The organism is Bdellovibrio sp. HCB274 (genome assembly GCF_047306075.1).
GTDB lineage: Bacteria > Bdellovibrionota > Bdellovibrionia > Bdellovibrionales > Bdellovibrionaceae > Bdellovibrio.
Map to the genome: position 1 here is coordinate 2,323,719 of NZ_CP178623.1, position 22,283 is coordinate 2,346,001.

Sequence of the window (22,283 nt, forward strand, 5' to 3'; positions counted from 1 at the left end):
GTCAGGAAAGAACCTCAATGGAGTCGCCCATTTGTATCACACCTTCGTTTTCAGGAATCCACAGGGTCCCGAAATTCACCTTATTCCCGTCACGGCGATAGGTAGCCAGCGTTGCCAGGGGTTCTTTACCCTGGGATATCCCCGTCTGCTGATCGATAGATGTGATATGGCATCTTGCGCTTAATTTCGGCTGCGACAAGATCACCTCGCCGACCTTAATTCTTTTCCAGGAGTCTTCTTCAAAAGCGTTCTGCCCTTGAACGACGATATTGGGACGAAAGCGATTCATCGGAACTGGCGTCGGTAATTTGGAGTTCAAATCTTCAAGACTTGCGGTGTTCACCAAAAGAAGCGGCCGCCCGTCAGCAAAACGAACTTCGGGCTTCCATTCTTTGTTGGTAGATAAAACGCGGCGCTGTGAATACGGAGCATATCGCACCAAACGAACATTCACGCCCAGATACTGCGACAAAGCCTGAGAGTATAGATCTGGTTCCAAAGCGGCTGTAAAAGAATCATTCCAAACCTGAACTTTAACTTCGCGGCTAAAAGAAGTCTTGCGACCGATCTTAAAAAACATTTTCTCAAAAGCCAAAGTGAGTGACGCTGGATCAAATACGGCATTCACAGTTGCAAGTTTCGGCAACGTTCTTTGCGAAACAAATTTGCCATTTTCATCCACAAGCATCCACTCACGATCACCCTCAGGCCCTTCGTGAGTGATCTTCATCAAGGACAGGTTTTGCGCCCTGCCCGATTTCAATGGATAAATACTTAATTCAGAAACTTGCATGACGATAGACTACTGAACTGATTTAGGATCAGCTGGTGGAGGAACTGGAGCACCCGTTTCTGGTTTCACCATAGGAACTTGTTCGCGGGAAACTTTAACCAGCTTCTTTTTTTCAATTTTTAGTGCCACTTCGTGGGACTCGCACACAGTTTCGGCATCATCACAAACGTAAAAGCTGATCGAAAAAGATTTGTCTTTGGCTTTAGATGCATCAAACACAATCAATTTCTCAGTCTTTTTTGAAGGCTCAATCGCACCCATTTCACCATCAATGTACAGGCCCGCAGGAGCTTCCGTATTGAAGTGAAAACCTTTATCCAAAGTCGTCATGATTTTTTTGCCAGACAATTTGAGATGGTCTTTTCCATCCGACAAACGAGCGGCAAATGAAAGTGAAGGGACCAAAGCTGCAATAATAACAAGTGCGTTTAAAGTTCTCATGCACTTATTAGACGGCGCTTGGGTATAGTCAGTCAACCTTGAGTCGCCAAATACCCCTCGCGCGCTTCCGCAGTGCATCCCAACTTATTTTTTGCTGCTTTCTTTGAATCCATAAAAACAAATGAACAAATAACACACTAACGGCAAAATGAAGGCATGTTGCAAATTCATGCGATCGGCAACCACCCCTTGAATAAGCGGAATAATAGCTCCACCCACGATGGCCATGACCAGCAGACTTGATGCTTTTTCTGTGGCTGCCCCTAAACCGCGAATACCCAGACTGAAAATCGTGGGAAACATGATCGAGTTAAACAGGCCGACAGCCAACAAAGTCCAAGCTGCGGCAGGGCCCGTACTAAGAACCGCTCCCGCCACTAATACTGCAGCAATGGCAGCGGCAATCCCCAACATCTTTGCCGCATTCCATTTTCTCATCAGGAAGGCCCCGACAAAACGTCCCACCAAAGCACCGCCCCAGTAAATAGGAACCAATCCCGCTGCTGCACTTTCAGTAATACCCATAATGTCTGACTGAGAAATGAAGTTAATCAAAAAACTGCCAATGGAAACTTCTGCGCCCACATACAAAAATAGCGCGATCACGCCCATCACAAGATTGGAATGCTTAAGCGCCTGGGAAAAAGTGGCTTCAGTTTTCTCAGCCCCCGCTTCTTTATCCTGAAGATTCGGAAGTTTTAGCAGATACATACCGACGGCTAACAACAAAAGAATCAACCCCAGAACGGTGTAAGGGCCTTGCACCGCTTGTGCTTGTTCAGTTTTGTAAGCAAGCTGCTCGGCCAAACCCATTCCTGCAATTTGATCGGCAGTTAAAACAGTTGCAGATAAAATAAATAATCCACCGATCTTGGGAGCCACTGTCGTGCCCAGGGAATTTAGAGCCTGCGCCAGATTTAATCGACTGGAAGCTGTTTCTTCTGTTCCCAACAAGGTCACATAGGCATTCGCTGCCACTTGAAGTACAGTGATCCCTGACGCCAATACAAACAAAGCGCCAAGAAACAGTGGATAAGATTCAATCTTAGCGGCGGGCACAAACAAGAATGCACCGATGGCTGAAACAAAAAGTCCGGCGCTGATACTGTTTTTATAACCCAATTTACTGACCAAAGTTCCTGCAGGCAGTGACATGATGAAGTACGCTCCAAAGAACGTAAATTGAATCAAAGCACTCTCGGTGTAGCTTAGTGAAAACACTCCTTTTAAATGCGGAATCAGGATGTCATTTAAGCAGGTTAAGAATCCCCACATAAAGAAAATGGAGGAGACAATGATCAAGGCCTTTTTGCGCTGAGCTTCATTCATAGTGTTCATACCCCAAAGCGTATCAGTGCTTGTTTAGTGGCACAAGACCTTAGTCTTTGCGACTTCGGGTCCGTTTTTTATTCTGGGGAAGCCATCAAGATGCGAATATACTAGCATGGAGTTTTACGAATACTGAAGGGGTCAGGAGTATTCTGTGCGAACACTATTAATTTTGATCTTTACCGCGCTGACTAGTATCGCGGGGGCAGCTCCTACGTTGAAAGACCTTCAGGCGCAAGACGGCGATTGGCTTCGTCAATACATGCTTCGCTTTGGTTTTTCCAAATCCTTTACCGAAGAATCCGTCGCTAACTATGAACCAAAATCTTTTGGCAGAGTGGTCTCGTTAAATCTTTTGGGTTTTCTGACGCCATCAGGGGCGCATCTGACGGAACTTGATCCCCGTGCAGTAAAAAAAGCGGCTACTTTTATTAAAGAAAACACCGATGCCTTTAAAACTGCGCAACAACAATTCGGCGTCCCGGCGGAAGTAGTCTCTTCCCTGTTGTGGATTGAGACCCGCCATGGTGAAGACACCGGCACCTTTCACATCGTCAGTGTTTATCTGCACTTGATCCAATCCCGTAATCCCGAAAATCTGAAAGTTCTGACGCAGATGGCTTTGCAAAAGAACAAGTCGGTCAAAAAATATAAACGCCCGGAACTGGTTGCATTGATGAAAAAACGCGTCGAAAGCAAATCCAAATGGGCCGAAGAACAACTGATTGCTTTGGCGGAAGTGCGTAAGAAAAAGCATCTGAATCTGGTAAAACTGCGCGGTTCTTACGCAGGTGCCTTTGGGCTCCCCCAATTTATCCCTTCCAGCTACCGGGATTTTTCAGCCTCCCTAAAACCTGATGCCACTCCTGACCTTTCCGATCCGGCTGACGCGATTATGAGTGTTGCGAATTACCTTAAACAAAGCGGTTGGCAGCAAAAAAACCTGGAGGCCCAAGTCACGGCCCTTATGAAATATAACAACAGCCGGGACTACGCGAACGGGATCCTGAACATTTCTGAAAAGGTTCCACCCCTGTCGCCGGTGCCTTTGGAAAACAAAACGGCCACCAGTCAGTAGAATTATTTCATACTCCACAAGACCGCCCCCGAACGGGCCTTTACCCGCAATGCAATAAAGGCCAACCCCAAGTATTACAACCGACCCCATTTGCGAGGTTCTTTTCAGACCCGCAAAAGCCCTTATCAGAACCGTTGACGCCCAGTTCAATTTGGATTACAGATTTGCCACAAATATAGCGGGCGCTAGTGCCCCAAGCGGTGAAAAATAATGAATTCCGTCGACGACGTGAGCCTTCCAAAATTGATGCTGAAATCAGCCCGATTTTTACTACTTTCATCGCTTTTCGCGTTCTGCAGTGTATTTGCCAACGCGCAAGTTCCAAACTCTCCCCTAGCAACACCAGAAACACCGACAAACTCCTTCGTAGCTTTGTGCTATCACGATGTGAATAACGGTTTTATCGGCAACTCCTTCAGCATTCGCACAAAAGATTTAGTCGAACAGTTCGAGTACCTGAAAGCGCACTACAACGTGATCAGCCTGCAGGATGTTTTGGATGCCAACCAAGGTAAGAAAACTCTGCCGCCAAAAGCGGTCTTGATCACGGTTGATGACGGCTTGGTCTCTTTTTACGAAAACGTTTATCCGCTGCTTAAGACTTACAAATTCAACGCCGTATTTGCGATCGTTGGTAAGTGGACTGAAGAAGGTGCGGCACCCGATTATGGCTTTAAAGATTCCAATCCCAAAATGTCCAACTGGAAACAGCTTAAGGAAATGATGAAATCCGGATTGGTCGAGGTGGTTTCCCACTCTTACGATCTTCATCAGGGACAGATCTTTAATCCCCAAGGCAATCAAGCGGCCATGGCAAGTTACTTTAAGTACGATGCCGCAACCAAAACTTATCAACCTGAAGAAGAATTTTCTGCAAACATTCAGGCGGATCTTAAAAAGAATAACGAAGTAATCAAAAAACATCTGGGCAAAGACAATACCGTGGTTGTTTGGCCTTACGGAAAATTCAATGAGCTTTCCAGCAAAGCGGCGATCGCTACGGGTCATACTATTCAGATGAGTCTGCGCCCAGGTTTAAACTATGCGAGCGATATTTCCCAGATTGGTCGTGGCCTGGTTCTGGCTAATATGGATATCTCAAAATTCGCAACGGCTTTGGAACACGCCTTTGTCGACAAGTCGCCAGTGCGTATGATTCGCGTTGATTTGGACAGCTTGTGGAAAAAAGCCGATGGCGAAACCGAACAGGGCTTGGGTGACCTTCTTGAGGAAACTCTTTCTTTAGGACCAAATGCAGCGATGTTGCAGGCCGTATCTGATTCTGGTGAAGCGTATTTCGTGACATCCCACCTGAAAGTTCGTGGTGATTACCTAAGTCGCGCGGCCCATACGATTAAAAACCGTGCTCAAGTGCTTTACACTTATGCTCACCTGCCACGTTCATTCACCAGAGACATGGACGCTGCCAAGGGCGCCATTCGCGACCTGGCAAAGTATACCGATTTTGACGGTATCTTCTTTGAAGTTTCCCCTAAGGATGATCTTAAAAAGATTCCTTTCGCGGAACTGATCGCATCAGCTCGCTCTATTCGTCCGCAATTGCAATTTGGAATTATTGGGCAAAAAAATGCCGACCCCGAGATGTTTGATTTTGCCGTGATCACGCCACAACAATTGGAAAAAGACAGAACTCCAGGCAATCCCGACACGAAATTGATCGTGGCTCTGCCTAAGGATTACAAGCACGACGCTTCTCACTTGATTGCTCAAGGTTACGTGAATTTATTTTTTGACGTGAATTTCAAAGGGTATACGCCGGATGAGGATTTCAAGAATCTGTTCTCGGTACTGCCTACGATTCCACAACATCCACGGGGAGAGGCAAAATGATTTTATCATATCTGCCCGCCATTTTTAAATTCCTGTTCCTGACGATCCCATTCGTGCTGCCATTGATTTGGATCATGGGCGCCTTGCTTTTCTATTTTAAGCGCGAGCGCAAAAATCAGCCACTGACGGAATTTTCCAACCAGCCTTATACGGTTTTGATTCCTTGTTTTAACGAGGAAAAAACAGCGGAAGCGACGATTCGCTCCCTGGATATTTTGCCGGCAGATAAATGCGAAATCATCGCCATCAATGATGGCAGCCGCGACAAGACTCAAGCCGTATTAGAAAAGCTTGCGATCACCCGTCGGAATATGCGTGTCATCAACCTGGTACAAAATCGCGGTAAAGCAGCCGCTTTGACTTTGGGAGCGATGGCCAGCCGTCATGAATTTATTCTGTGCCTGGATGCAGACTCTGAACTTGAAGCTGATGCTCCAAGAATCATGATGGAGCATTTTAAAAATCCTGACGTGGCTGGTGTCACCGGCAATCCGCGCGTGAAGAATCGCGGCACCCTGATCGGTCGCCTTCAGGTCGGTGAGTTTTCTGCTTTAGTGGGCATGATTAAACGTTACCACCAATCCCTGGGACGTTTATTTGCTTTGTCTGGCGTGCTGGTTATGTTCCGTAGAACCGCTGTTGAAAACGTGGGTTACTGGGACACAGACACGGTGACTGAGGACGTGGGCATCAGCTGGAAGCTGCAAACATCAGGCTGGCTTCTTAAGTATGAACCAAAAGCCAAATGTGATGTGTTGATGCCAGACACTTTGAAAGGTCTTTGGAAACAACGCCTGCGTTGGGCTCAAGGTGGTTTTGAAGTGATACTAAAACACGGTCGCTCCGTTTTAAATGGTCGCGACACGGGTCTGCGTTTGATTCTGTTAGAATATATTTTCTCGGTGCTTTGGGCCTTCATGTTGCCGGTGACGATCGCGTTCGCGGTTTTCGGCACGAACCTGCACGAGATTAATTTGAACTATGCCATCTTATTGACCGGCATCATGAGCTTCACCCAGTTCATCGTTGGCATGTTCCTGCATGGTCGCTACGAAAAGGACTCCGGTCTTGGTTTCGTTGCGATTTGGTATCCTTTTGCTTATTGGATGATTAACAGTTTTGTTTTATTTGTGGCGATTCCTAAGGTTCTATTTGGGCCTAAGCGCCAATTCAGTTCATGGGTCAGTCCTGACCGCGGCGGAGTTACTTATGCGAAAAATAATTGAAACAACAAGCACACTGGCATTGTGGGTGGTTTTCATTGTCGGCAGCAGCCTGGCAGTTTTTGATTTTTTCTATAACAAGGAAGAATCTTTAAACATCATTAACCATTTGACGTTGATTTCGTTGTCTCCCCTATTTGCAGTATGCATTTTTGTGGGAATGCTTATCGTAGTTCGTTTTTCAAACTACAAGCCTGTGAAGAAAACCATTCCTTGCGAACACGCTGTTCAATGGTCAGAGTTTGAATTGGCTCAAGCCCGCAGCGGCAAAGTCGTGGACTTGCATTTTCCAGCAGCCGGCTTGGCTTGCCAGGTTATGACTCGCAATGAAGTGGCCCAGGTACTTCATTCTGAAAATCAAACTGTGCATGTGACAGTGACGTCTCAACATTCGGAAGAACCTGCGTTGGCGCTATTGCCGCAAGCGTTCTAAGATTACCTAGCACCCGCTCAGGGTGGGACCGCAAAAAAGTTAATTGAAACAAGCCGTACCCCAAGAAAGGTACGGCTTTTTTTTGCTGTTTTAGTCTTTCTTTTCCTTAATTAGTGAGCCGTCTTTTGCGCTTACCAGATATTCCATCTTTTTGCCTTCTTCAAAGCCTTCAACCTCATAGACCCAACCGTGCATGTAGGATTTTTTAAAGGACCAGTCACCAGAAGCCTTTTTGCCTGCGACACTCAGGGATTTAATCACTTCTTCCAAAGTCTTTCTGCCTTCTCCCGGCACCAATACGTCCCCAGCTCCCGCGGCATCTCCAGAGGCTTCGTCGATGGTACCGTCACGATTGAACTCCACTTCCATCAAAGTATTTTTGGCAGTCGTAAGTTTGTATTCATGACCGTCCTGTTTAACGATATTTCCTGCAGGCACAATCTTGGTCAGACTTTCACGCATTTTGGAATCATCTGTTTTTGCCGCATGAACGGACATGGACGAAAACATCAACACGGATAGTAGCAACGGAATAATATGTTTCATTGAATCCTCCTGATGAAATAATTTTGTCGATATTATCACAACTGTGCGATGCCTCCGTCGAGTAAAGAGTTGCTGCTGACAATTAACAAATGATACGGGTCCAGCTGTACTGCTTTGGCATTTGAAATAGTTTTTTGAAAACCTTAAAGTATTCTTTTGAAATTCGCTTAACAAAACAAAGGAGTTCCCTGGTGAAAATCGACAACAAACTTGATTTAGTCCTTGAGCGCACATTGGATCTAACACCGGAGGAAGTTTGGAAGGGCTGGACAACTCCTGCACTTCTTTGCAAATGGTTTTGTCCTGAACCCTGGAAAGTGATTGAAGCTAATGTGGATTTGCGCCCGGGTGGTATTTTTAGATTCGTCATGCAGTCCCCGGAAGGCGACAAGTTTCCAAACCTAGGCTGTATTCTGGAAGCGGTTCCCAATCAAAAATTAATCTGGACGGATTGCCTGCTGCCTGATTTCAGACCTGTGGTGAATATTGAATCAGGTGCTGATCTGCATTTTACTGCAACTCTGTTACTTGAACCCGCTGCTGGCGGAAAAACGAAGTACACGGCAATCGCTATGCACCGGGATGAAGCTGAACGCAAGAAACACGAAGAAATGGGTTTCCATCAAGGCTGGGGCATCTGCGCTGACCAACTTGAAAAACTGATGAAAAGTCTTCGTTAATAATATCTCCGACTGCAGGGGGTGCAGCACTGTTCTAGTTTTCTGTGCCCCAGGTTGCCATCGTTTCCAATACACTCCCCAAAGTTTTACCCTTGGAAGTTAAGGTGTATTCCACACGTGGCGGAATTTGATCAAACACATGGCGCTTAATAATTTTATCGTCTTCCAATTCGCGCAGCTGTAAAGTCAGAACGCGCGCGGAAGGACCACCTGCAAGACGTTGCAATTCATTGAACCGTTTCTTCCCACTCAACAGGTGAAACAGGATCATCGGTTTCCACTTTCCACCGATTACCTGCATTGTTCTTGTTACCGGACAAGGTGTGGGCTTTTTCGTTCTGGCGCTTTTTGTAACCACTTGAAACCTCTTACATAATTAAAATTCAGCACAGTAACAAAATAGTGCGTACTTACAAAATGTTAGTACTGGGATTAGTATACCACTAGTCGTTAAGATCAACCTATCTAAGATCGGAGAAATTATGATCGCGGTAACTGGAGCGACAGGACATTTAGGTATATTGGCAATTAAGGAGCTTCTGGATAGAGGCACCAAGGCCAGTGAAATTGTAGCCGTAGTCAGAAACAAGGGCAAGGCCCAGGACCTTGTATCAAAAGGAATCGAAGTACGTGAGGCCGACTACGGAAATGCAGAATCATTAATCAAAGCCTTTCAGGGCATTGAAAAATTATTGTTCATTTCTGGAAGCGAAGTTGGAGCGAGAGTTCCGCAGCACACCAACATTATGAGTGCTGCGAAAAAAGCGAATATCAAGTTTATCGCCTACACCAGTATCTTGAATATTGAAAACAGCACGCTGCTTTTGGCGAAAGAGCATCAATTCACCGAGAAGCTAATCAGAGACTCTGGAATCCCCCACGCCTTTCTAAGAAACGGCTGGTACATCGAAAACTACTCGGAACGTCTGGAGAGTGCTTTGCAAACTGGTGCAATCGTCGGCAGTGCTGGCAATGGCAAACTAAGTGCCGCCACCAGAGCTGATTATGCGGCAGCTGCTGCGATAGTCATCACCTCGAAAACTAATGGCAACTCCGTGTATGAATTAGGAGGTGACGCCTTTACGATGTCTGAATTTGCAGCGGTGGTTTCCAAAGTCAGCGGCAAAAAGATTGAATATAAGAACATGCCGCCAGGTGAATACACCAAACTTTTGATGTCCTTCGGTTTGCCAGCAGTCTTTGCCGAAGCACTAGCCGATTCAGACGCCGGAATCTCCCGCGGCGAACTCTACACCGATCGCGATGATCTGAAAAAACTCATCGGCCGCCCACTGACCACTTTAGAAGCCGCAATCAAAAAATCTCTGCAACAATAGCCCCAAAAAAACAAAACCCCAGCCTTCTGAGCTGGGGTTTTGCATTTTCAGATTTGAAAATTCAATTACAGACCCAATACATAGGAGAAGATCAACGGTGCAACGATAGTTGCATCGGACTCAACGATGTACGAAGGAGTCGATGGAGCTAGTTTACCCCAAGTGATTTTCTCGTTCGGGATCGCACCAGAGTACGAACCGTATGAAGTTGTAGAGTCAGAGATTTGCGCGAAGTAGCTCCACAATGGGATGTCTTCGTGACCCAAGTCTTGTTCAAGCATTGGAACTACGCAGATTGGGAAGTCACCAGCGATACCACCACCGATTTGGAAGAAGCCAACTGGAGCTTTTTTAGAAGCTGACATGTACCACTCAGCCCAAGTTTTCATGTACTCGATACCACCTTTAACAGTAGTCGATTTTTTGATGTCCCCTTTGATGATGTGACCAGTGAAGATGTTACCCAAAGTAGAGTCTTCCCAACCTGGAACAACCATTGGAAGGTTCTTTTCAGCAGCAGCCAACAACCAAGAATTTTTTGGATCGATTTGGTAGTACTGGTTCAATTTGCCAGAAAGAAGGATTTTGTACATGAACTCGTGTGGGAAGTAAGACTCACCTTTTTGGTCAGCTTCTTGCCAGTATTCCAAAACAACGTTTTCGATACGACGGATTGCTTCCTCTTCAGGGATGCAAGTGTCAGTCACGCGGTTCAAGTGTTTTTCCAAAAGTTTTTGCTCATCTGCCGGAGTCAAATCACGGTAGTTCGGGATGCGCACGTAGTGATCGTGAGCTACCAAGTTGAATACGTCTTCTTCAAGGTTCGCACCTGTGCAAGAGATCGCATGAACTTTACCTTGGCGGATCATTTCAGCCAAAGAAAGACCCAATTCAGCTGTAGACATTGCACCTGCAAGTGTCACAAGCATTTGGCCTTTATTATCGATGTGTTTTTTATAACCAACAGCTGCGTCTTTAAGTGCAGCGGCGTTGAAATGACGATAGTGATGTTCGATAAATTTGGAAATCGGTCCCATTACATGCTCCTGTTAATGCGAAGAGGCGCAAAAGTAGCATGTTTAAGCAAAAACTCAAGCAGAGAATGGCTTTTGTGCAAGAACGGCCTTACTGAAAAAACCTGTGTCTTTTCGGAGGTCTAAAAAGCCCACGTCTTTTAACAAATCCTCCATGGGGTGCAGACTGTAGTTCTTGTAAAAGGGCTCGTGAAAGTCCTTGGGGAATTGCTCCAGGGCCCAGTTAAGCTCCTTGGCCTCTTCCTTTTGCAGGGAGTCGACAAATCCAAAGTAGCCGCCGGGTTTAAGCACCCGCATGCCTTCTAAAACAGCACCGTCCCGCACATCCGCTGGGAGCTCGTGGAAAAGGAAGCAGGAATAGACGAAATCAAAGTGATCGCTCTTAAATGGCAAATCTTCGGCCGCACCCTGCACGAAATCCAGGCTGCGAAAACTCAACAGGTTCTTGCGTGCCTGTTTCAGATAGGGCTCGCTAAGGTCTAAAACGGTAATGTGGGCCTTGGGGAAGGCAAGTTTCATAAAGCGCGTCAGGCGTCCCGTCCCCGCTCCGACTTCCAAAAACCTTAATCCCGCCCCTTCATTTAGAAAAACATCTTTGGCCAACGGAATAATCAGGCGCCGCATGGCATCTGCAGCGCCAGCGAACAGGATTTCCACCTGGTGTTCGTAAAGCTCTGCGGATTTTTCCGTCAGGTAACCGCCACTTTGATAGTGAAAATTGCGTTGATAGTATTCAGGTAGATTCGCCAAGTACTCGCGCGCTTCCTGATTGAATTCTTTGGCTTCGCGATCGTGACGTCGGCGGGAAATGTGATAGCTGTCGGCCAGAATTTTGGGAAATCGCAAGGCGTGCTTGGCCAGGTTTTCGGGAAATAAAACTTCCAGCGGATAAAGACCTTTATCGATATTATCGCTGTCTTTTTTTAGAAGCTTATAAAGCTCCGCATAGGACTTTTTGATATTTTTGATTTCAACTGAAGGACGGTCTTTAGAGGCTTGACCGACAAGTCTTTCCAACAACGGCAGAGTGAATTGTTGTGCCGTGAAGTGAGCCGAACGGGCTAACGAGTAGCCCAGACTTAATTTATTTTTGAGCTGCTTTCGTGGCATTGGTCACCTTCTTTGTTTGTGCCCAATGTCTAAATGTTAAACCCAGCAATACCATGCCCGCAACGATCACAAGTCCTACCATGGTAAACCACATTGCTACGATCATACCTTTGCTCCCTCTTTTACTTGATTAACGATGTGTGACGCCATCACCAGACCAAACGCCCCTGTGATGTAACTTGCAGAGCCGTAAATCATATTGCGATTGTCACAGCCGTGGAAGTCATTGGTCTTAGGGCACACGCATTTAAAGCCCATGCCTTTATCGTACGTCAGCTCTTCTGGCATCATCACGGGTTCATCCGAGAACACACAAGGAATACCGAATTCTTTTTCCGGGAAATCATATTTTTGACGAAGAATTTTACGCAGCTGATGCGCCAGTGGACACGTGTGAGTCGTCCCCAAATCTTTCTTCTGAATACGCAGTGGATCCATTTTCGCTGCCGAACCTGCAGAAGTGATCACATGAATGTTTTCTTTCACGCAAGTTGCCAGCAAGTGAGCTTTGGCAGTCAAATTGTCGATAGCATCGATTAAATAATCAGGTTTGATCGCCAGCATGCGCTCGGAGTTTTCCGCATTATAGAATTCTGGAATCACAGTGACTTTCATTTGCGGATTGATTTTGCGCAGGCGCTCAGCCATCACTTCGGCTTTTTTCTTACCGACCATGCCTTGAACAGCATGCAACTGACGATTGGTGTTGGTGATACAAACTTCGTCGAAATCCACCACAGTGATGTGACCCACACCCGAACGCGCCAGGGATTCTGCGGCCCAGGAACCCACTCCACCAATGCCCACCACCATCACGTGCGTGTTCATCAGTTTTTTCATCGTGGCATCACCCACCAGACGACCCATACGATCAAAACGACGGTGCAAAACGTATTCTGTTTCCGGCGGTTGTTGTGGGTTTTGATTTTGTGTCGGTGTTTGCGTTGTCGGTGTATCCATTTATCCTGCCCCTTAAGGGATCAATGCACGCTGTCTTTGGGGCCTTCCAGGATAGTGTCGGTCGAGCCAAAAAGACGGCGAAAATTCCCTGTAGTGATATCTAATATTTCCAAAGGATCAAGGGATTTTAACTTCCCTATAGTCTTTGCCACCTCCCAAATGGATTCAGGTGGATTTAGACGTCCTTGGTAGGCCGGAGGGCCCTGATCAGGGCTGTCACTTTCAATTAATAAAAACTCCAACGGGATTTCACGTACGGCTTGATGCAGCTTTTGATTATCTTCACGACACACCGGGCCCCCGACGGAGAGGTGCAAACCTCTCTTAAGGAAATCCTGTGCTTTGCCCCAGCTTCCATTGAAGGAGTGTACCATACCTTTTTGCGGAGGCAGTCCAAACAGGTCCATGATCGTAAGCGCCTGTTCATGCGCCTGCACTAAGTGCAAAACCAAGGGACGACTGGCGATGTGGCTTAGTTCCAACTGCTCCTCGAAAGCGGTGATCTGGCGCTCTTGAGAATCCTTCATGATATGCGGGCGAAAATCCAAACCGACTTCCCCCAAGCCCATCGCTTCAGGAAGTTCTTGTGCAAGGAGGTTGATCGCCTCTTCCAATTCCTCATCGGTATGCGATGCCACCCAATAGGGATGAACGCCATAGCAAAGTCCGATGTGATGTGGGAAACGGGATTTAAGAACTCTTTGTCGTTCCCAGTCCTCTGGACCCACTCCACCTTGCATGAAAAAGTGAATCCCCTTGGCCTGGGCGGATTCGATAATTTCAGCCTGCTGACCGTCCCAGCGTTGATCTGCCAAATGCCCATGAGCATCGATCCATCTTCCAAAAGCCACCATTTTCGCGCCCCCTGCTGGCCTATAGACTGGCATGAATTCAGGACTCGAACAACCACGGACTTCGCCCGATATATGAGATTGCATAGGAGTATTCTTGTATGAAGCACAAAGGATTGCGTTTGGGTTTTGACGTTTCGATGGCTAAGGGTGCGACTCTAAAGCCTGTGAAAGTGAACTTCTGGAACGATGAAGCCGGTTTTCAAAAATTTAAACCACACGCTCCATTCAAGTATATGAGTGACGCCCTGGTGGGTCTGTCACTTGTCAAATTGAACTCCTATATTAAGTCACCTCTGGCGACTAAAAACATGAACTACCCGTTCGCGATGGACGCCTGGAGCACTTTGGATCCGCATGTTGAGATCTATGGACGCTCACAAACTCGCGTTCGCTCCCTGCAATCTCAATTGCCAGTGGTTGATCCAAAACTTTGCGCTTTGTTCGAAGAGCATTTTAACGAAACCTTCGAAGTTGCGATGACTCCGACTGGTATGGATTTGACGGCTTTGGGTCCTTTGCTGGAAACATTCTCCTGGTTTGAAAACAAGATTGAAGCACCTTTGCTTTACAATTTCGGTTTGAATTTTTCAAAACCGTTTATGGATAAGCTGCACACGCTTTACTCTTTCCTGTATAACTTGCGAAGCCTGGTTGCGATTGACCACAACGCCCACGTTCAGGACGCTTCCCACGAAGCTGTAAAAGTGGATGCGGTGACGGACTATTTGCCACGTGTGGAATACGTTGTTAATGATGCCCTTTTGTTTTGGAATTTTAAACGTTTCTCTGAGCCATTCACGGGTCGTGGTACTCCGGATGCGCGCGTGGAAAAACTGTTTGCTCACCCCATGGAAAAAGCTTTCCAAAAGTATTCCCACAATGCTTGTCACCTGGTGAACAATCTGCCGAAATCTTTTATCAGTTCAATGAACCCGGTGGAGCTGGAAGAGGCTTTCTATCTGGTGCAAATTGACTGGTTGTTGGGCTCCCCGGCTGGATTGCTTTTCAAAATCCGCGAAGAGATTTTTGCTTTGCAAAACGGCTACGAAAAGATCTTCTGGAAAGATGTTGAGCCAAAGAACCACAATAAACCGGTTTCTTTGCACCTAAGCTGCGAAGTTTCGGAAGAGCTGGTTCACGGAATCAAAGCTGCGTAATTTTTGATTTAGAAAAATGAAATGAAAAAGGGAGCTCTTGAAGCTCCCTTTTTTTATTATGCCATTTTCTTTCTTTGGATCATCTTTTCTCGGATCTTTTTCACCACGAAATAGACCAGCAACAGGGCGATTAATCCGAACACCACCAGTTTGAACTGGCGCAGTTTATTCAGGATCGGTTCGCCGAAATGAGCCAACAGGTAGATCTGTGTCGGCACGCTGATCGCTGCTGCCAAACCATCAATCACCAGGAATTTCCAAACCGGGAAGTGCAACATCCCGCACGCCAAGTGACCTGGGAAACGGATGCCCGGAGTGAAACGGAAGATACCGCATGCGTAAGCGCCGTACTTGTGAGTCCACTCCTCCACTCGTTTCATCAAGTGAGGTGGGAACATTTTATGGACACGTGGATGATATAAGAGCTTGCGACCGAATACTTTTCCTATGGTGTAGATGAGCACGTCACTTAGGAAGACCGCGAGAAAGGCCACAAAGGCTGCAGTATGAACGTTTACAACAGGTGCGCCAGGATAAGGTGGAGGAAAATGATCAGGATGTGCTCCCATGAAAGCCAGGATACCCACACTGATCAAAGTGACTTCTTCAGGCAGAGGCAAACCAAAAGCAGAAAGCAACATCATACCCACCAAACCGGCATAGACCATGTATGGTTGATAGGCGAACTGTGCTAGCCACTGAAATATCGGCTCGTTTGCAAATTCCAAAAGCAAATCTCCTAGGTTCCCTACTATGCAGGCATCCGCACCACTTGAACACCCACGTCACGCTGTGCTATGTTCACTTTCCTCAATAAGGATTAGTATGCAGAGCGAAAGAGGATTTGAATACGGCGTAAAACACATCATCAGTCCCCTATCCGGGTCGGTGCGTGATGTTTTATTAAGCATTCTACAACTCTCATCGGATGAAATTGAATTCCTAATTCACCTCGGCGCGATTTATCTCAACCATAGTCGCATTCAAGAAAACGTTTCGGTTTCTGCGGGTGACTACTTAAGAGTGCATACAAAGCCGCGAAGATTCCCAAAAGGTAATGTCGACTTCACAAAATGTATAACATTTGAGAATGAACATTTCGTGGTGGTTAACAAAGTCTCTGGAATCCCAGTTCATGGCAGCGTTGATAACATTCGCGAAAATCTGCAATCCTACATGGAGGAAGTTTTAGGCGTAAAACTTTACGTCACTCACCGTCTGGATGTGCCGACGAATGGTTTGATCGTTTACGCGAAAACCATCGAGTTTCAAACTGCCTTTAACAAACTTTTGATCGCACGCGAGATCAAGAAAATATATCGCGCCAAGATCGAGGGTGAGGCTCCTGCAGAGAAGATTCTGAAACATTATATGGAGCCGTCACCGCGCGCACCGAAGGTGGTCAGCCTCGAACCTAAAGACAAATGGCAGGAATGTGTTTTAGAAATCTTAGAGAGTCGCAAGATCGATGATGAAACATCTGGACTGCGCATTCACCTGCACACAGGACGTACTCATCAGATTCGCGCACAGCTAGGTTATGAAAAATCCCCGATTGTCGGCGATCACGCCTATGGGGCCCAGAAAAGATGGCCCGAGGAAAGGATCGAACTGACCGCCTGCGAGCTGGAATTCAAAAATCCCCTCACAGGCGAAAATCATCATTTTAAGATCTAAAGAACGTAGATGTTCGTCATCAAACTGTATTGAGTATTTTGTGGCTGCCAGAACTGAATGTCTTCGCCACGGTTGCCGCTGGTAAGCATTGTGTCGTTACCCACACCCAGTGTAAATGAGAATCCACGGGCAGGCTTAATCCAAAGACCCAAGCGGGAGCGGAATGTCGTCGTGTGATTTGCTTCAAGCTGCTCGACTGTGGAAGCATGGTACCAGCTTTCGTCAAAGCCCACACTTGAAGAAACTTGAAACACTTCGTTCAAGCTCCACTCAAGTTGAATGTAGTGTTCTAAACCAAATTGTTTGTTCGTTCTGCGTGGGTCAGAGAAAAACATCCCGTCATCACGATAACCGATCTGATCATTAAGACTCGCTGTCTGGCTCTGCCAATAAAAATCAGGCTTTGCAACGTAAGCAAGCGACCATGAGCGAGCAAACTGCCAGTCTGCATAACCTTCCAAGCGAACTTTGGTGATCAAGCCAGAGTTTTGCGAGTTCTTACTTGTTGGCAAATACAACTTCACTTTACCGGAATAGTCGATCGGACCAAAGTAGCCCAAGTCGTAATTGGAATAAACGAAGTGCACATCGTTCAAAGAAAAATTCGAAGTGACCGTATCACCATAGGCATTTTGCCCAGCCGTATTGTAGTTGAAAGGCAGATTCAACGCGATTCTTTCATCAGCATTCAACTTATAACGAATACCGAAATAATCATAAGATTCGATGGAGCGTGTTCCAGTCTCTGTTTTTCCAGGCTTCATATTGGATTGGGAAGCCACGGAGAAGAACGTCAATGACCAGTCATTGGTTCTACCGCTTACTGATGTCGCAGAAACGAAGTCATCACCGTCCAAAACTGCAGCAAAAGCTGAGGTGGAAACAAACAATCCTGCGAGCAAAAGGCCGGTCGCTTTTTTTAACATTTTTCACTCCTAATTACGGAAGCTTACGATAGAGTTCCGAAGGTTATGCCATAGCGCCTTGCATTAAACAATAGTCAAAAATTAGACAGTATTTTGACTTGAGCCAAGGGGTCAAAACCTCTACTGTGTGGGCCTATGAAAAAGAACACGTTGCTTATGAATCTGATTCTGTCTCTGGTATTAGCCCCTGTATTCGCTTTGCTTACAGGCTGTGCCGTTTCCTTCTCTAAAAAACAATGGGATCTGCCCCCTAAGGCCGATGACGAAGTGAGCGTAATGTCCTTCAACGTCGAAAACTTGTTCGATACTGTAAAGACTCCAGGGCATAACGACGAGACGTATTTGCCAGCTTCCCAGAAGAAACGCGATGCCAAACTGCGTAGTGCCTGTGTCGCGAACAACGACAGCGCCTACCGCCAAAATGAGTGCCTATCCACGGATTGGGACGAACACTCCTTGGAAAAGAAATTGGAAAACCTGTCTAAAGTGATCCTGGATGTTGATGGCAAAGGCCCCGACAATTTGATGATCATGGAGATCGAATCTGACGTGGTTCTAAAGCAATTAAACCAGGCTTTGGCTCCGGCTAAATACATCACAGAAGTTATCATCGACGGCCCGGACAAACGTGGCATCAATCTGGCTTTCTTGTCCCGTTTCCCATTGGTAGGCAAACCCGTTTTGCACCCGATTCCTTGGAAGGGTAAAAAGGAAGAAGACCAAAAATGGATGGAAGCTTCCCGTCGTATTCTGGAAGTAACCGTAAAAGCACCTAATGGCGATCCTATTACTTTCCTGGCCGCCCACTTCCCGTCCCAGGCGAATCCAACTTACTGGCGTGAACAGATTGCGAATTTCGCAGTGGAGTTGATCAAAGCAAAAGGCCCGAATGCGATGGTTGTCTTTGGTGGTGACTTGAATATCTCTGCTGAAGAGGAAAGCAGCGCCCACATCTTCCGCGACATCCTGTCCAAAGGCGGCGCTGTTTCTCACCTGGTCGGCTGCAAGGACTGTCCAGGAACGCACAACTACCGTGGCAGCTGGTCCTTCCTGGATGCACATGTTTACAGTCCAGCGCTTTTGGCTGATGGAACTGGCAGCTATCAAATGTTGCCACAAACAATCGATGTGATCCGCTACAACCCGTTGCACTTGAAAAAGGGCAAATATCCAAAACGTTGGGACTACGACGAAATGACTGGCGTGGCCGATCACTTTCCTTTGTATGTTCGATTGAAACAAAGAAGTGCAGCAAAAACTCCGTTTGTGGATGAAGCTGCCAAGGCTGAAAAGAAGGATGCTGTTAAAAAGAAGAAAGCAGCTCCTGCCAAAAAATAATAGTACGTTTCGAATTTCAAATGCGCGATGCGGGACCGATAGGTTTTGAATTGCGTTAAAGGCAAAAAAAAACCGCGAATCAATCGCGGTTTTTTTTACCCTTGGTCGAACAATTTCGCCCGACCTACCCTTGCGTAACTTTTAAATATCGCAACTCGCCGCACCCCCAAAAGGTACGGCGTACCTTTTAGTAAACCAGAAGGCGCATGACGTCGACCGTTGGGCGCTGGCCGCAAGTTGCGAGCTTTTGTTCCCAATCAGTATCAGTAACCTTGATGGTTTCTTTATCAAAGGAAATCTCTTTTGTTTTGCCTCTGCCCATGCTGATGTTTGCAGAACCAATAAGTTCGTTGCAACGACCATCAATTTTCACTGTAAAGTCTGTAGCAGCGACATTTACGCGTTTCGTTCCCAAATCCAAATTCATAGTGGAGTCGTAAACTTTCACTTCAGATTCTTTCAAACTTGCACGGTCAATGATGAAAGAGGATTGGTAATTGAAATCCGCTTTTTGAAAACCTTTTCCTGCGCGATAGTTGAAGTTTCCTTCTGTGGAAATACGCACATTTAAGATGCTGCTATCGCCAGGGAATTCACTGACCACCAATTCATAGGTTTCAAAAGTATTCAGGAACGATCTGGTTTTTGGATCACCCGCGCCGTTGCTCTTGTAAATGTTCGAACCCATAAAGACGATGGAGTTTTTCTTATAACCGGTTTTTTCAACCTTTTCGTGGGTTTTCACGTAAGCTTTAATGTCTTTTTCAAAAGTGCCTGTGATGTTGCCCAATTTATTTGAAAACGCCAGTTCATCTTTAACGGATTTCAAATTGTAAGTCTGAATGCCTTTTTCCAAACCCATATCAGTAATCGTGTACAGAGTTTTCGCAACATCGGTATTACCCAAAACGATCTGCAAAAGCTCGATCGCTTCAATCTGCTTTTCCATCATCACGGAAGCAGTCGAAAAGTTCCCGAAATCAAAGGCATTTGGATTGCCATATTGCTTAACGATAGGTTTCTTTTTAGTACCTTTTGGTCTGTCGATTTTCGCCATAACGTCGGGCTTACCGACCTCAATATCCTGAGGCGTACAAGCTGTCGTTAAAAGTGCAGAAGACAAAAATAAAGCGGGAAGGACTTTTAGGCTTTTCATGGTCGCAGAATCTACCCTGATCCTTACAATTCCGCCAGAGACAAATCCTCTTTTACAGGGGTGTCAAAATAGTGAACAAACAGCGGATGCCGCCATTGTTAATTTTGAGCTCCTTTTCGATTTTATAGCCATTTGGAGCCGGTTGGACCTTGTCCTTCTCCGGGTACAAAATCCCCAGCTTCAGGGGCTTGTAAAGACGACATAGCTCAGCCGCCAGGGTCTTTAGGCCCCCTTTACCTGAAACCGGCAATCGCTCGCCATACGGGGGATTAACGACCATCCACAGGGATTCAGGGAGGTCGGTAACTTTAGGATTCAGGGCATCTTGGACTTGGAATTTAAAGTCCTGAGATTGGAACTCACTGCGCTGGTAGGCTTTGAGCTGAGCTTCGACTTCCTGGAAGTTCTTAGTAGCGATGTCAGGCATCTCGGGATTGATATCCATTCCGATCAAAGTCTTAAATGGAGCCCTTACTGGAAATTCGTAATTGAAAGCAAAGCTTGGCGAGAGGAAAAGCTTCGGGCACTTCTTCCAATTCTTAAAAGCATAATCACGCTGGAACTGCCCCGCCCACAATGCGCGCGCTTCAGTCAGGAACGTTCCCGACCCCATCATTGGATCACAAAGATTAACGCTTGAGACTTCAGCGGGAGTCGCCTCGCCGATCATTTCTCTTAGTAGTTCTGCTGCGATGGTTTCACGCATCGGTGCTTCACCCTTAAGAACTGACCAGCCACGCTTGTGCAGATGCTCGCCCGTAGCGTCCAGACTGATCGTGCAAAGATCATCTTCCATACGGATATAAATCGAAGCACAAGGAGTCGCCCCCATATTGCCTGCGAAAACTTCAGAAAGGGCTTTTTCAGCACTTTCCTGAAGGCGCTTTTCATTATTCAGACGACTTTTTTGCGCAGCCACTTGCCAATCAACATTTCCGTGATGAAGATATTCTTTCCACGGCAGGGATTTAAATTTTTGATAAAACTTTGGCAGATCTTTTGTGCGAAATGAAGTCATTCGCAACAATACGCGGTTCGCAGTCTTTAAAAAGAAATTCAACTGCAAGGCCTGAAACAATTCTGTTTCAAACTCCAGCCCGCCCATGTGAACTGTCACTTCCGGAAAACTTAGGGAGTGAGTTTTTGAATCCTTACCCAGCAAATAAGGCCACACCTCTTTCATTTCCATCAAAGCAGTGTTTTCAAATCCAATGGGTGTTGAAACGAAAAAACGATTCACTCTTAAAATCTCCAATAAGCATCAAATAGGAAGAAGTAACCATCCACAGGTGAAATCTTAAATGAAGACACGTCAGTGGAGTTCACAGACAAGCTGAAATGAAAGCGATCCCAGATTTTCACATAGGTCAAATATCCACCCAGCGCTTTGGTTTCAAAGTTGTAGCTCGGCCCCAAAAGCACGCGGTCCCAGTTATCCAGGATAAATTCGTAACCCGTTTGAAAGGATGTGGTACCCAGGGATTTGACCGCCGTGATGTCTTCCGCACTTGCAAAGGACATCGCCGCCACCGTGAATAAGGTGTGCGAGACCACGCTTTCAGAAGAAACCGAATCCCAAAAGATCGTAAAGTTCAGCGTGGTGGAAGCGTCTTTTGGAACATAGGCGGCATTGGTACCCAGGGAAAACACATTGGAATCCGACTGGTAGACACGGAACTTTGCCGCCGCATTCGGTGCGCCCCCGACATCCGCAGGAATAATAGTATTTACCGAAAGTCTGTCGGTCAGCCCGTAGCTAACCTGACCAAACCATGTTAGCAAAAATTCATTTTGCCACAATGTCTCGGCCGTCTCCCCCACCGATACACCTTGGGTGAATAACGGTTTGTACTTGGAGGAAATATTTTTTCCGCGGCTTTTTACGATCAGGTCCGTGGTGCCTTTGTACTTTTCGTTATCCGAGGACAGATCGATATGAGAGATCTCATCCCCCACCTGCATGAGATGCAGACGGGACTGGCGCAGCAATTCTGCCGTGACCTGGAAGGTGCCGTCTTCGTTATTGCTGACTCCAATGATTTCCAGAAAACCAATGATGCCCACACCTTTTTTTTGTGATTCTACAGAAACTGTTTCGCCGATGCGCCAGTCATTGTACGAGGAAGTGGCTTTAAGGGTTTTATCATCCAGAATCATGTTGATGCGTGCCACGGCCTTAGGGTCTGCAGTGTAGCCAGGTTCCGCCGCTGCAGGCTCGCGAACGGATATCTGAACTTCCTCGTCCATAGCATGATAGGAGTTGGCCAGAGCCCCTCCCGCACACATCAATCCCAAAAAAATAAATCCTAAAAATCTAAGCCCCAACATCAGGACGACATTAGCTCAGTTTGGAATCATGT

Annotated in this window: 24 protein-coding genes; 9 read left to right on the top strand and 15 right to left on the bottom strand. The window is 46.4% G+C overall.

What is annotated here, in order from left to right:
- Position 1: 1 nt before the first annotated feature.
- The 3 genes from ACLWNV_RS11290 to fucP form a co-directional block, all read right to left on the bottom strand.
- Positions 2-793 carry an MOSC domain-containing protein gene (locus ACLWNV_RS11290; protein ID WP_413584540.1) on the bottom strand — a complete coding sequence of 264 codons (792 nt, stop codon included), beginning with the start codon at positions 791-793 and terminating at the stop codon, positions 2-4.
- Positions 794-802: 9 nt separating this feature from the next.
- Entirely contained in the window at positions 803-1,234 is a 432-nt protein-coding gene (locus ACLWNV_RS11295; protein WP_413584541.1) for a hypothetical protein, read from the bottom strand.
- Positions 1,235-1,318: 84 nt separating this feature from the next.
- Entirely contained in the window at positions 1,319-2,572 is a 1,254-nt protein-coding gene (fucP, locus tag ACLWNV_RS11300) for an L-fucose:H+ symporter permease (RefSeq protein WP_413584542.1), read from the bottom strand.
- Between the two features lie 145 nt (positions 2,573-2,717).
- On the opposite strand from fucP, the gene ACLWNV_RS11305 reads away from it, so the two are divergent.
- From ACLWNV_RS11305 to ACLWNV_RS11320, 4 genes are all read left to right on the top strand, one after another.
- The gene (locus ACLWNV_RS11305; protein WP_413584543.1) at positions 2,718-3,641 is read left to right on the top strand and encodes a lytic murein transglycosylase; all 924 of its coding nucleotides are present in this window, start codon (positions 2,718-2,720) and stop codon (positions 3,639-3,641) included.
- Positions 3,642-3,851: 210 nt separating this feature from the next.
- Positions 3,852-5,492 carry a poly-beta-1,6-N-acetyl-D-glucosamine N-deacetylase PgaB gene (gene pgaB, locus ACLWNV_RS11310; protein WP_413584544.1) on the top strand — a complete coding sequence of 547 codons (1,641 nt, stop codon included), beginning with the start codon at positions 3,852-3,854 and terminating at the stop codon, positions 5,490-5,492.
- The gene (gene pgaC / locus ACLWNV_RS11315) at positions 5,489-6,718 is read left to right on the top strand and encodes a poly-beta-1,6-N-acetyl-D-glucosamine synthase (protein WP_413584545.1); all 1,230 of its coding nucleotides are present in this window, start codon (positions 5,489-5,491) and stop codon (positions 6,716-6,718) included. Before pgaB ends, pgaC begins: the two co-directional genes overlap by 4 nt.
- Positions 6,702-7,148: a hypothetical protein gene (locus ACLWNV_RS11320; RefSeq protein ID WP_413584546.1), complete on the top strand. Its 447-nt coding sequence runs from the start codon at positions 6,702-6,704 to the stop codon at positions 7,146-7,148. The genes pgaC and ACLWNV_RS11320 overlap by 17 nt, the downstream gene beginning before the upstream one ends.
- 90 nt (positions 7,149-7,238) lie before the next feature.
- On the opposite strand, the gene ACLWNV_RS11325 is transcribed toward ACLWNV_RS11320, so the two are convergent.
- A complete protein-coding gene (locus tag ACLWNV_RS11325; protein ID WP_413584547.1) occupies positions 7,239-7,694 on the bottom strand; it encodes a PepSY domain-containing protein in 456 nt (151 codons plus the stop codon).
- A gap of 191 nt (positions 7,695-7,885) precedes the next feature.
- Between ACLWNV_RS11325 and ACLWNV_RS11330 the strand changes: the two genes are divergently transcribed.
- Entirely contained in the window at positions 7,886-8,374 is a 489-nt protein-coding gene (locus tag ACLWNV_RS11330; protein WP_413584548.1) for an SRPBCC family protein, read from the top strand.
- Positions 8,375-8,408: 34 nt separating this feature from the next.
- On the opposite strand, the gene ACLWNV_RS11335 is transcribed toward ACLWNV_RS11330, so the two are convergent.
- Entirely contained in the window at positions 8,409-8,732 is a 324-nt protein-coding gene (locus tag ACLWNV_RS11335; protein ID WP_413584549.1) for a winged helix-turn-helix transcriptional regulator, read from the bottom strand.
- Between the two features lie 124 nt (positions 8,733-8,856).
- Between ACLWNV_RS11335 and ACLWNV_RS11340 the strand changes: the two genes are divergently transcribed.
- Entirely contained in the window at positions 8,857-9,711 is an 855-nt protein-coding gene (locus tag ACLWNV_RS11340) for an SDR family oxidoreductase (protein WP_413584550.1), read from the top strand.
- Positions 9,712-9,776: 65 nt separating this feature from the next.
- Here the strand turns inward: ACLWNV_RS11340 and ACLWNV_RS11345 are convergent, their stop codons facing one another.
- Genes ACLWNV_RS11345 through ACLWNV_RS11365 form a run of 5 tightly spaced genes read right to left on the bottom strand, consistent with a single transcriptional unit; the run spans position 9,777 to position 13,753 of the window.
- On the bottom strand, positions 9,777-10,748 hold the full coding sequence (locus ACLWNV_RS11345) for a deoxyhypusine synthase family protein (RefSeq protein ID WP_413584551.1): 972 nt from the start codon (positions 10,746-10,748) through the stop codon (positions 9,777-9,779).
- A gap of 54 nt (positions 10,749-10,802) precedes the next feature.
- On the bottom strand, positions 10,803-11,855 hold the full coding sequence (locus tag ACLWNV_RS11350; RefSeq protein ID WP_413584552.1) for a class I SAM-dependent methyltransferase: 1,053 nt from the start codon (positions 11,853-11,855) through the stop codon (positions 10,803-10,805).
- Positions 11,830-11,961: a hypothetical protein gene (locus ACLWNV_RS11355; protein WP_413584553.1), complete on the bottom strand. Its 132-nt coding sequence runs from the start codon at positions 11,959-11,961 to the stop codon at positions 11,830-11,832. The genes ACLWNV_RS11350 and ACLWNV_RS11355 overlap by 26 nt, the downstream gene beginning before the upstream one ends.
- Positions 11,958-12,815, bottom strand: a complete 858-nt coding sequence (locus ACLWNV_RS11360) for a ThiF family adenylyltransferase (protein WP_413584554.1) — start codon at positions 12,813-12,815, stop codon at positions 11,958-11,960. The genes ACLWNV_RS11355 and ACLWNV_RS11360 overlap by 4 nt, the downstream gene beginning before the upstream one ends.
- 20 nt (positions 12,816-12,835) lie before the next feature.
- Positions 12,836-13,753: a TatD family hydrolase gene (locus ACLWNV_RS11365; protein ID WP_413584555.1), complete on the bottom strand. Its 918-nt coding sequence runs from the start codon at positions 13,751-13,753 to the stop codon at positions 12,836-12,838.
- 14 nt (positions 13,754-13,767) lie between these two features.
- Between ACLWNV_RS11365 and ACLWNV_RS11370 the strand changes: the two genes are divergently transcribed.
- Positions 13,768-14,826 carry a hypothetical protein gene (locus ACLWNV_RS11370; RefSeq protein ID WP_413584556.1) on the top strand — a complete coding sequence of 353 codons (1,059 nt, stop codon included), beginning with the start codon at positions 13,768-13,770 and terminating at the stop codon, positions 14,824-14,826.
- 56 nt (positions 14,827-14,882) lie between these two features.
- Here the strand turns inward: ACLWNV_RS11370 and ACLWNV_RS11375 are convergent, their stop codons facing one another.
- Positions 14,883-15,554, bottom strand: a complete 672-nt coding sequence (locus ACLWNV_RS11375; protein ID WP_413584557.1) for a DedA family protein — start codon at positions 15,552-15,554, stop codon at positions 14,883-14,885.
- Positions 15,555-15,651: 97 nt separating this feature from the next.
- Here ACLWNV_RS11375 and ACLWNV_RS11380 point away from each other — a divergent pair, with 97 nt between their 5' ends.
- Entirely contained in the window at positions 15,652-16,503 is an 852-nt protein-coding gene (locus tag ACLWNV_RS11380) for an RluA family pseudouridine synthase (protein ID WP_413584558.1), read from the top strand.
- Here ACLWNV_RS11380 and ACLWNV_RS11385 read toward each other — a convergent pair.
- Positions 16,500-17,429: a hypothetical protein gene (locus ACLWNV_RS11385; protein ID WP_413584559.1), complete on the bottom strand. Its 930-nt coding sequence runs from the start codon at positions 17,427-17,429 to the stop codon at positions 16,500-16,502. The genes ACLWNV_RS11380 and ACLWNV_RS11385 overlap by 4 nt on opposite strands.
- Before the next feature lie 135 nt (positions 17,430-17,564).
- Between ACLWNV_RS11385 and ACLWNV_RS11390 the strand changes: the two genes are divergently transcribed.
- Positions 17,565-18,767, top strand: coding sequence for an endonuclease/exonuclease/phosphatase family protein (locus ACLWNV_RS11390; RefSeq protein WP_413584560.1), 1,203 nt, complete (start codon positions 17,565-17,567; stop codon positions 18,765-18,767).
- 187 nt (positions 18,768-18,954) lie between these two features.
- On the opposite strand, the gene ACLWNV_RS11395 is transcribed toward ACLWNV_RS11390, so the two are convergent.
- From ACLWNV_RS11395 to ACLWNV_RS11405, 3 genes are read right to left on the bottom strand one after another with little or no spacing between them, the layout of a single operon-like run.
- Positions 18,955-19,923: a hypothetical protein gene (locus ACLWNV_RS11395; RefSeq protein WP_413584561.1), complete on the bottom strand. Its 969-nt coding sequence runs from the start codon at positions 19,921-19,923 to the stop codon at positions 18,955-18,957.
- Between the two features lie 52 nt (positions 19,924-19,975).
- The gene (locus ACLWNV_RS11400) at positions 19,976-21,163 is read right to left on the bottom strand and encodes a THUMP domain-containing class I SAM-dependent RNA methyltransferase (RefSeq protein ID WP_413584562.1); all 1,188 of its coding nucleotides are present in this window, start codon (positions 21,161-21,163) and stop codon (positions 19,976-19,978) included.
- A 2-nt stretch (positions 21,164-21,165) separates the two neighbouring features.
- On the bottom strand, positions 21,166-22,251 hold the full coding sequence (locus ACLWNV_RS11405) for a hypothetical protein (RefSeq protein WP_413584563.1): 1,086 nt from the start codon (positions 22,249-22,251) through the stop codon (positions 21,166-21,168).
- Between the last annotated feature and the right edge of the window lie 32 nt (positions 22,252-22,283).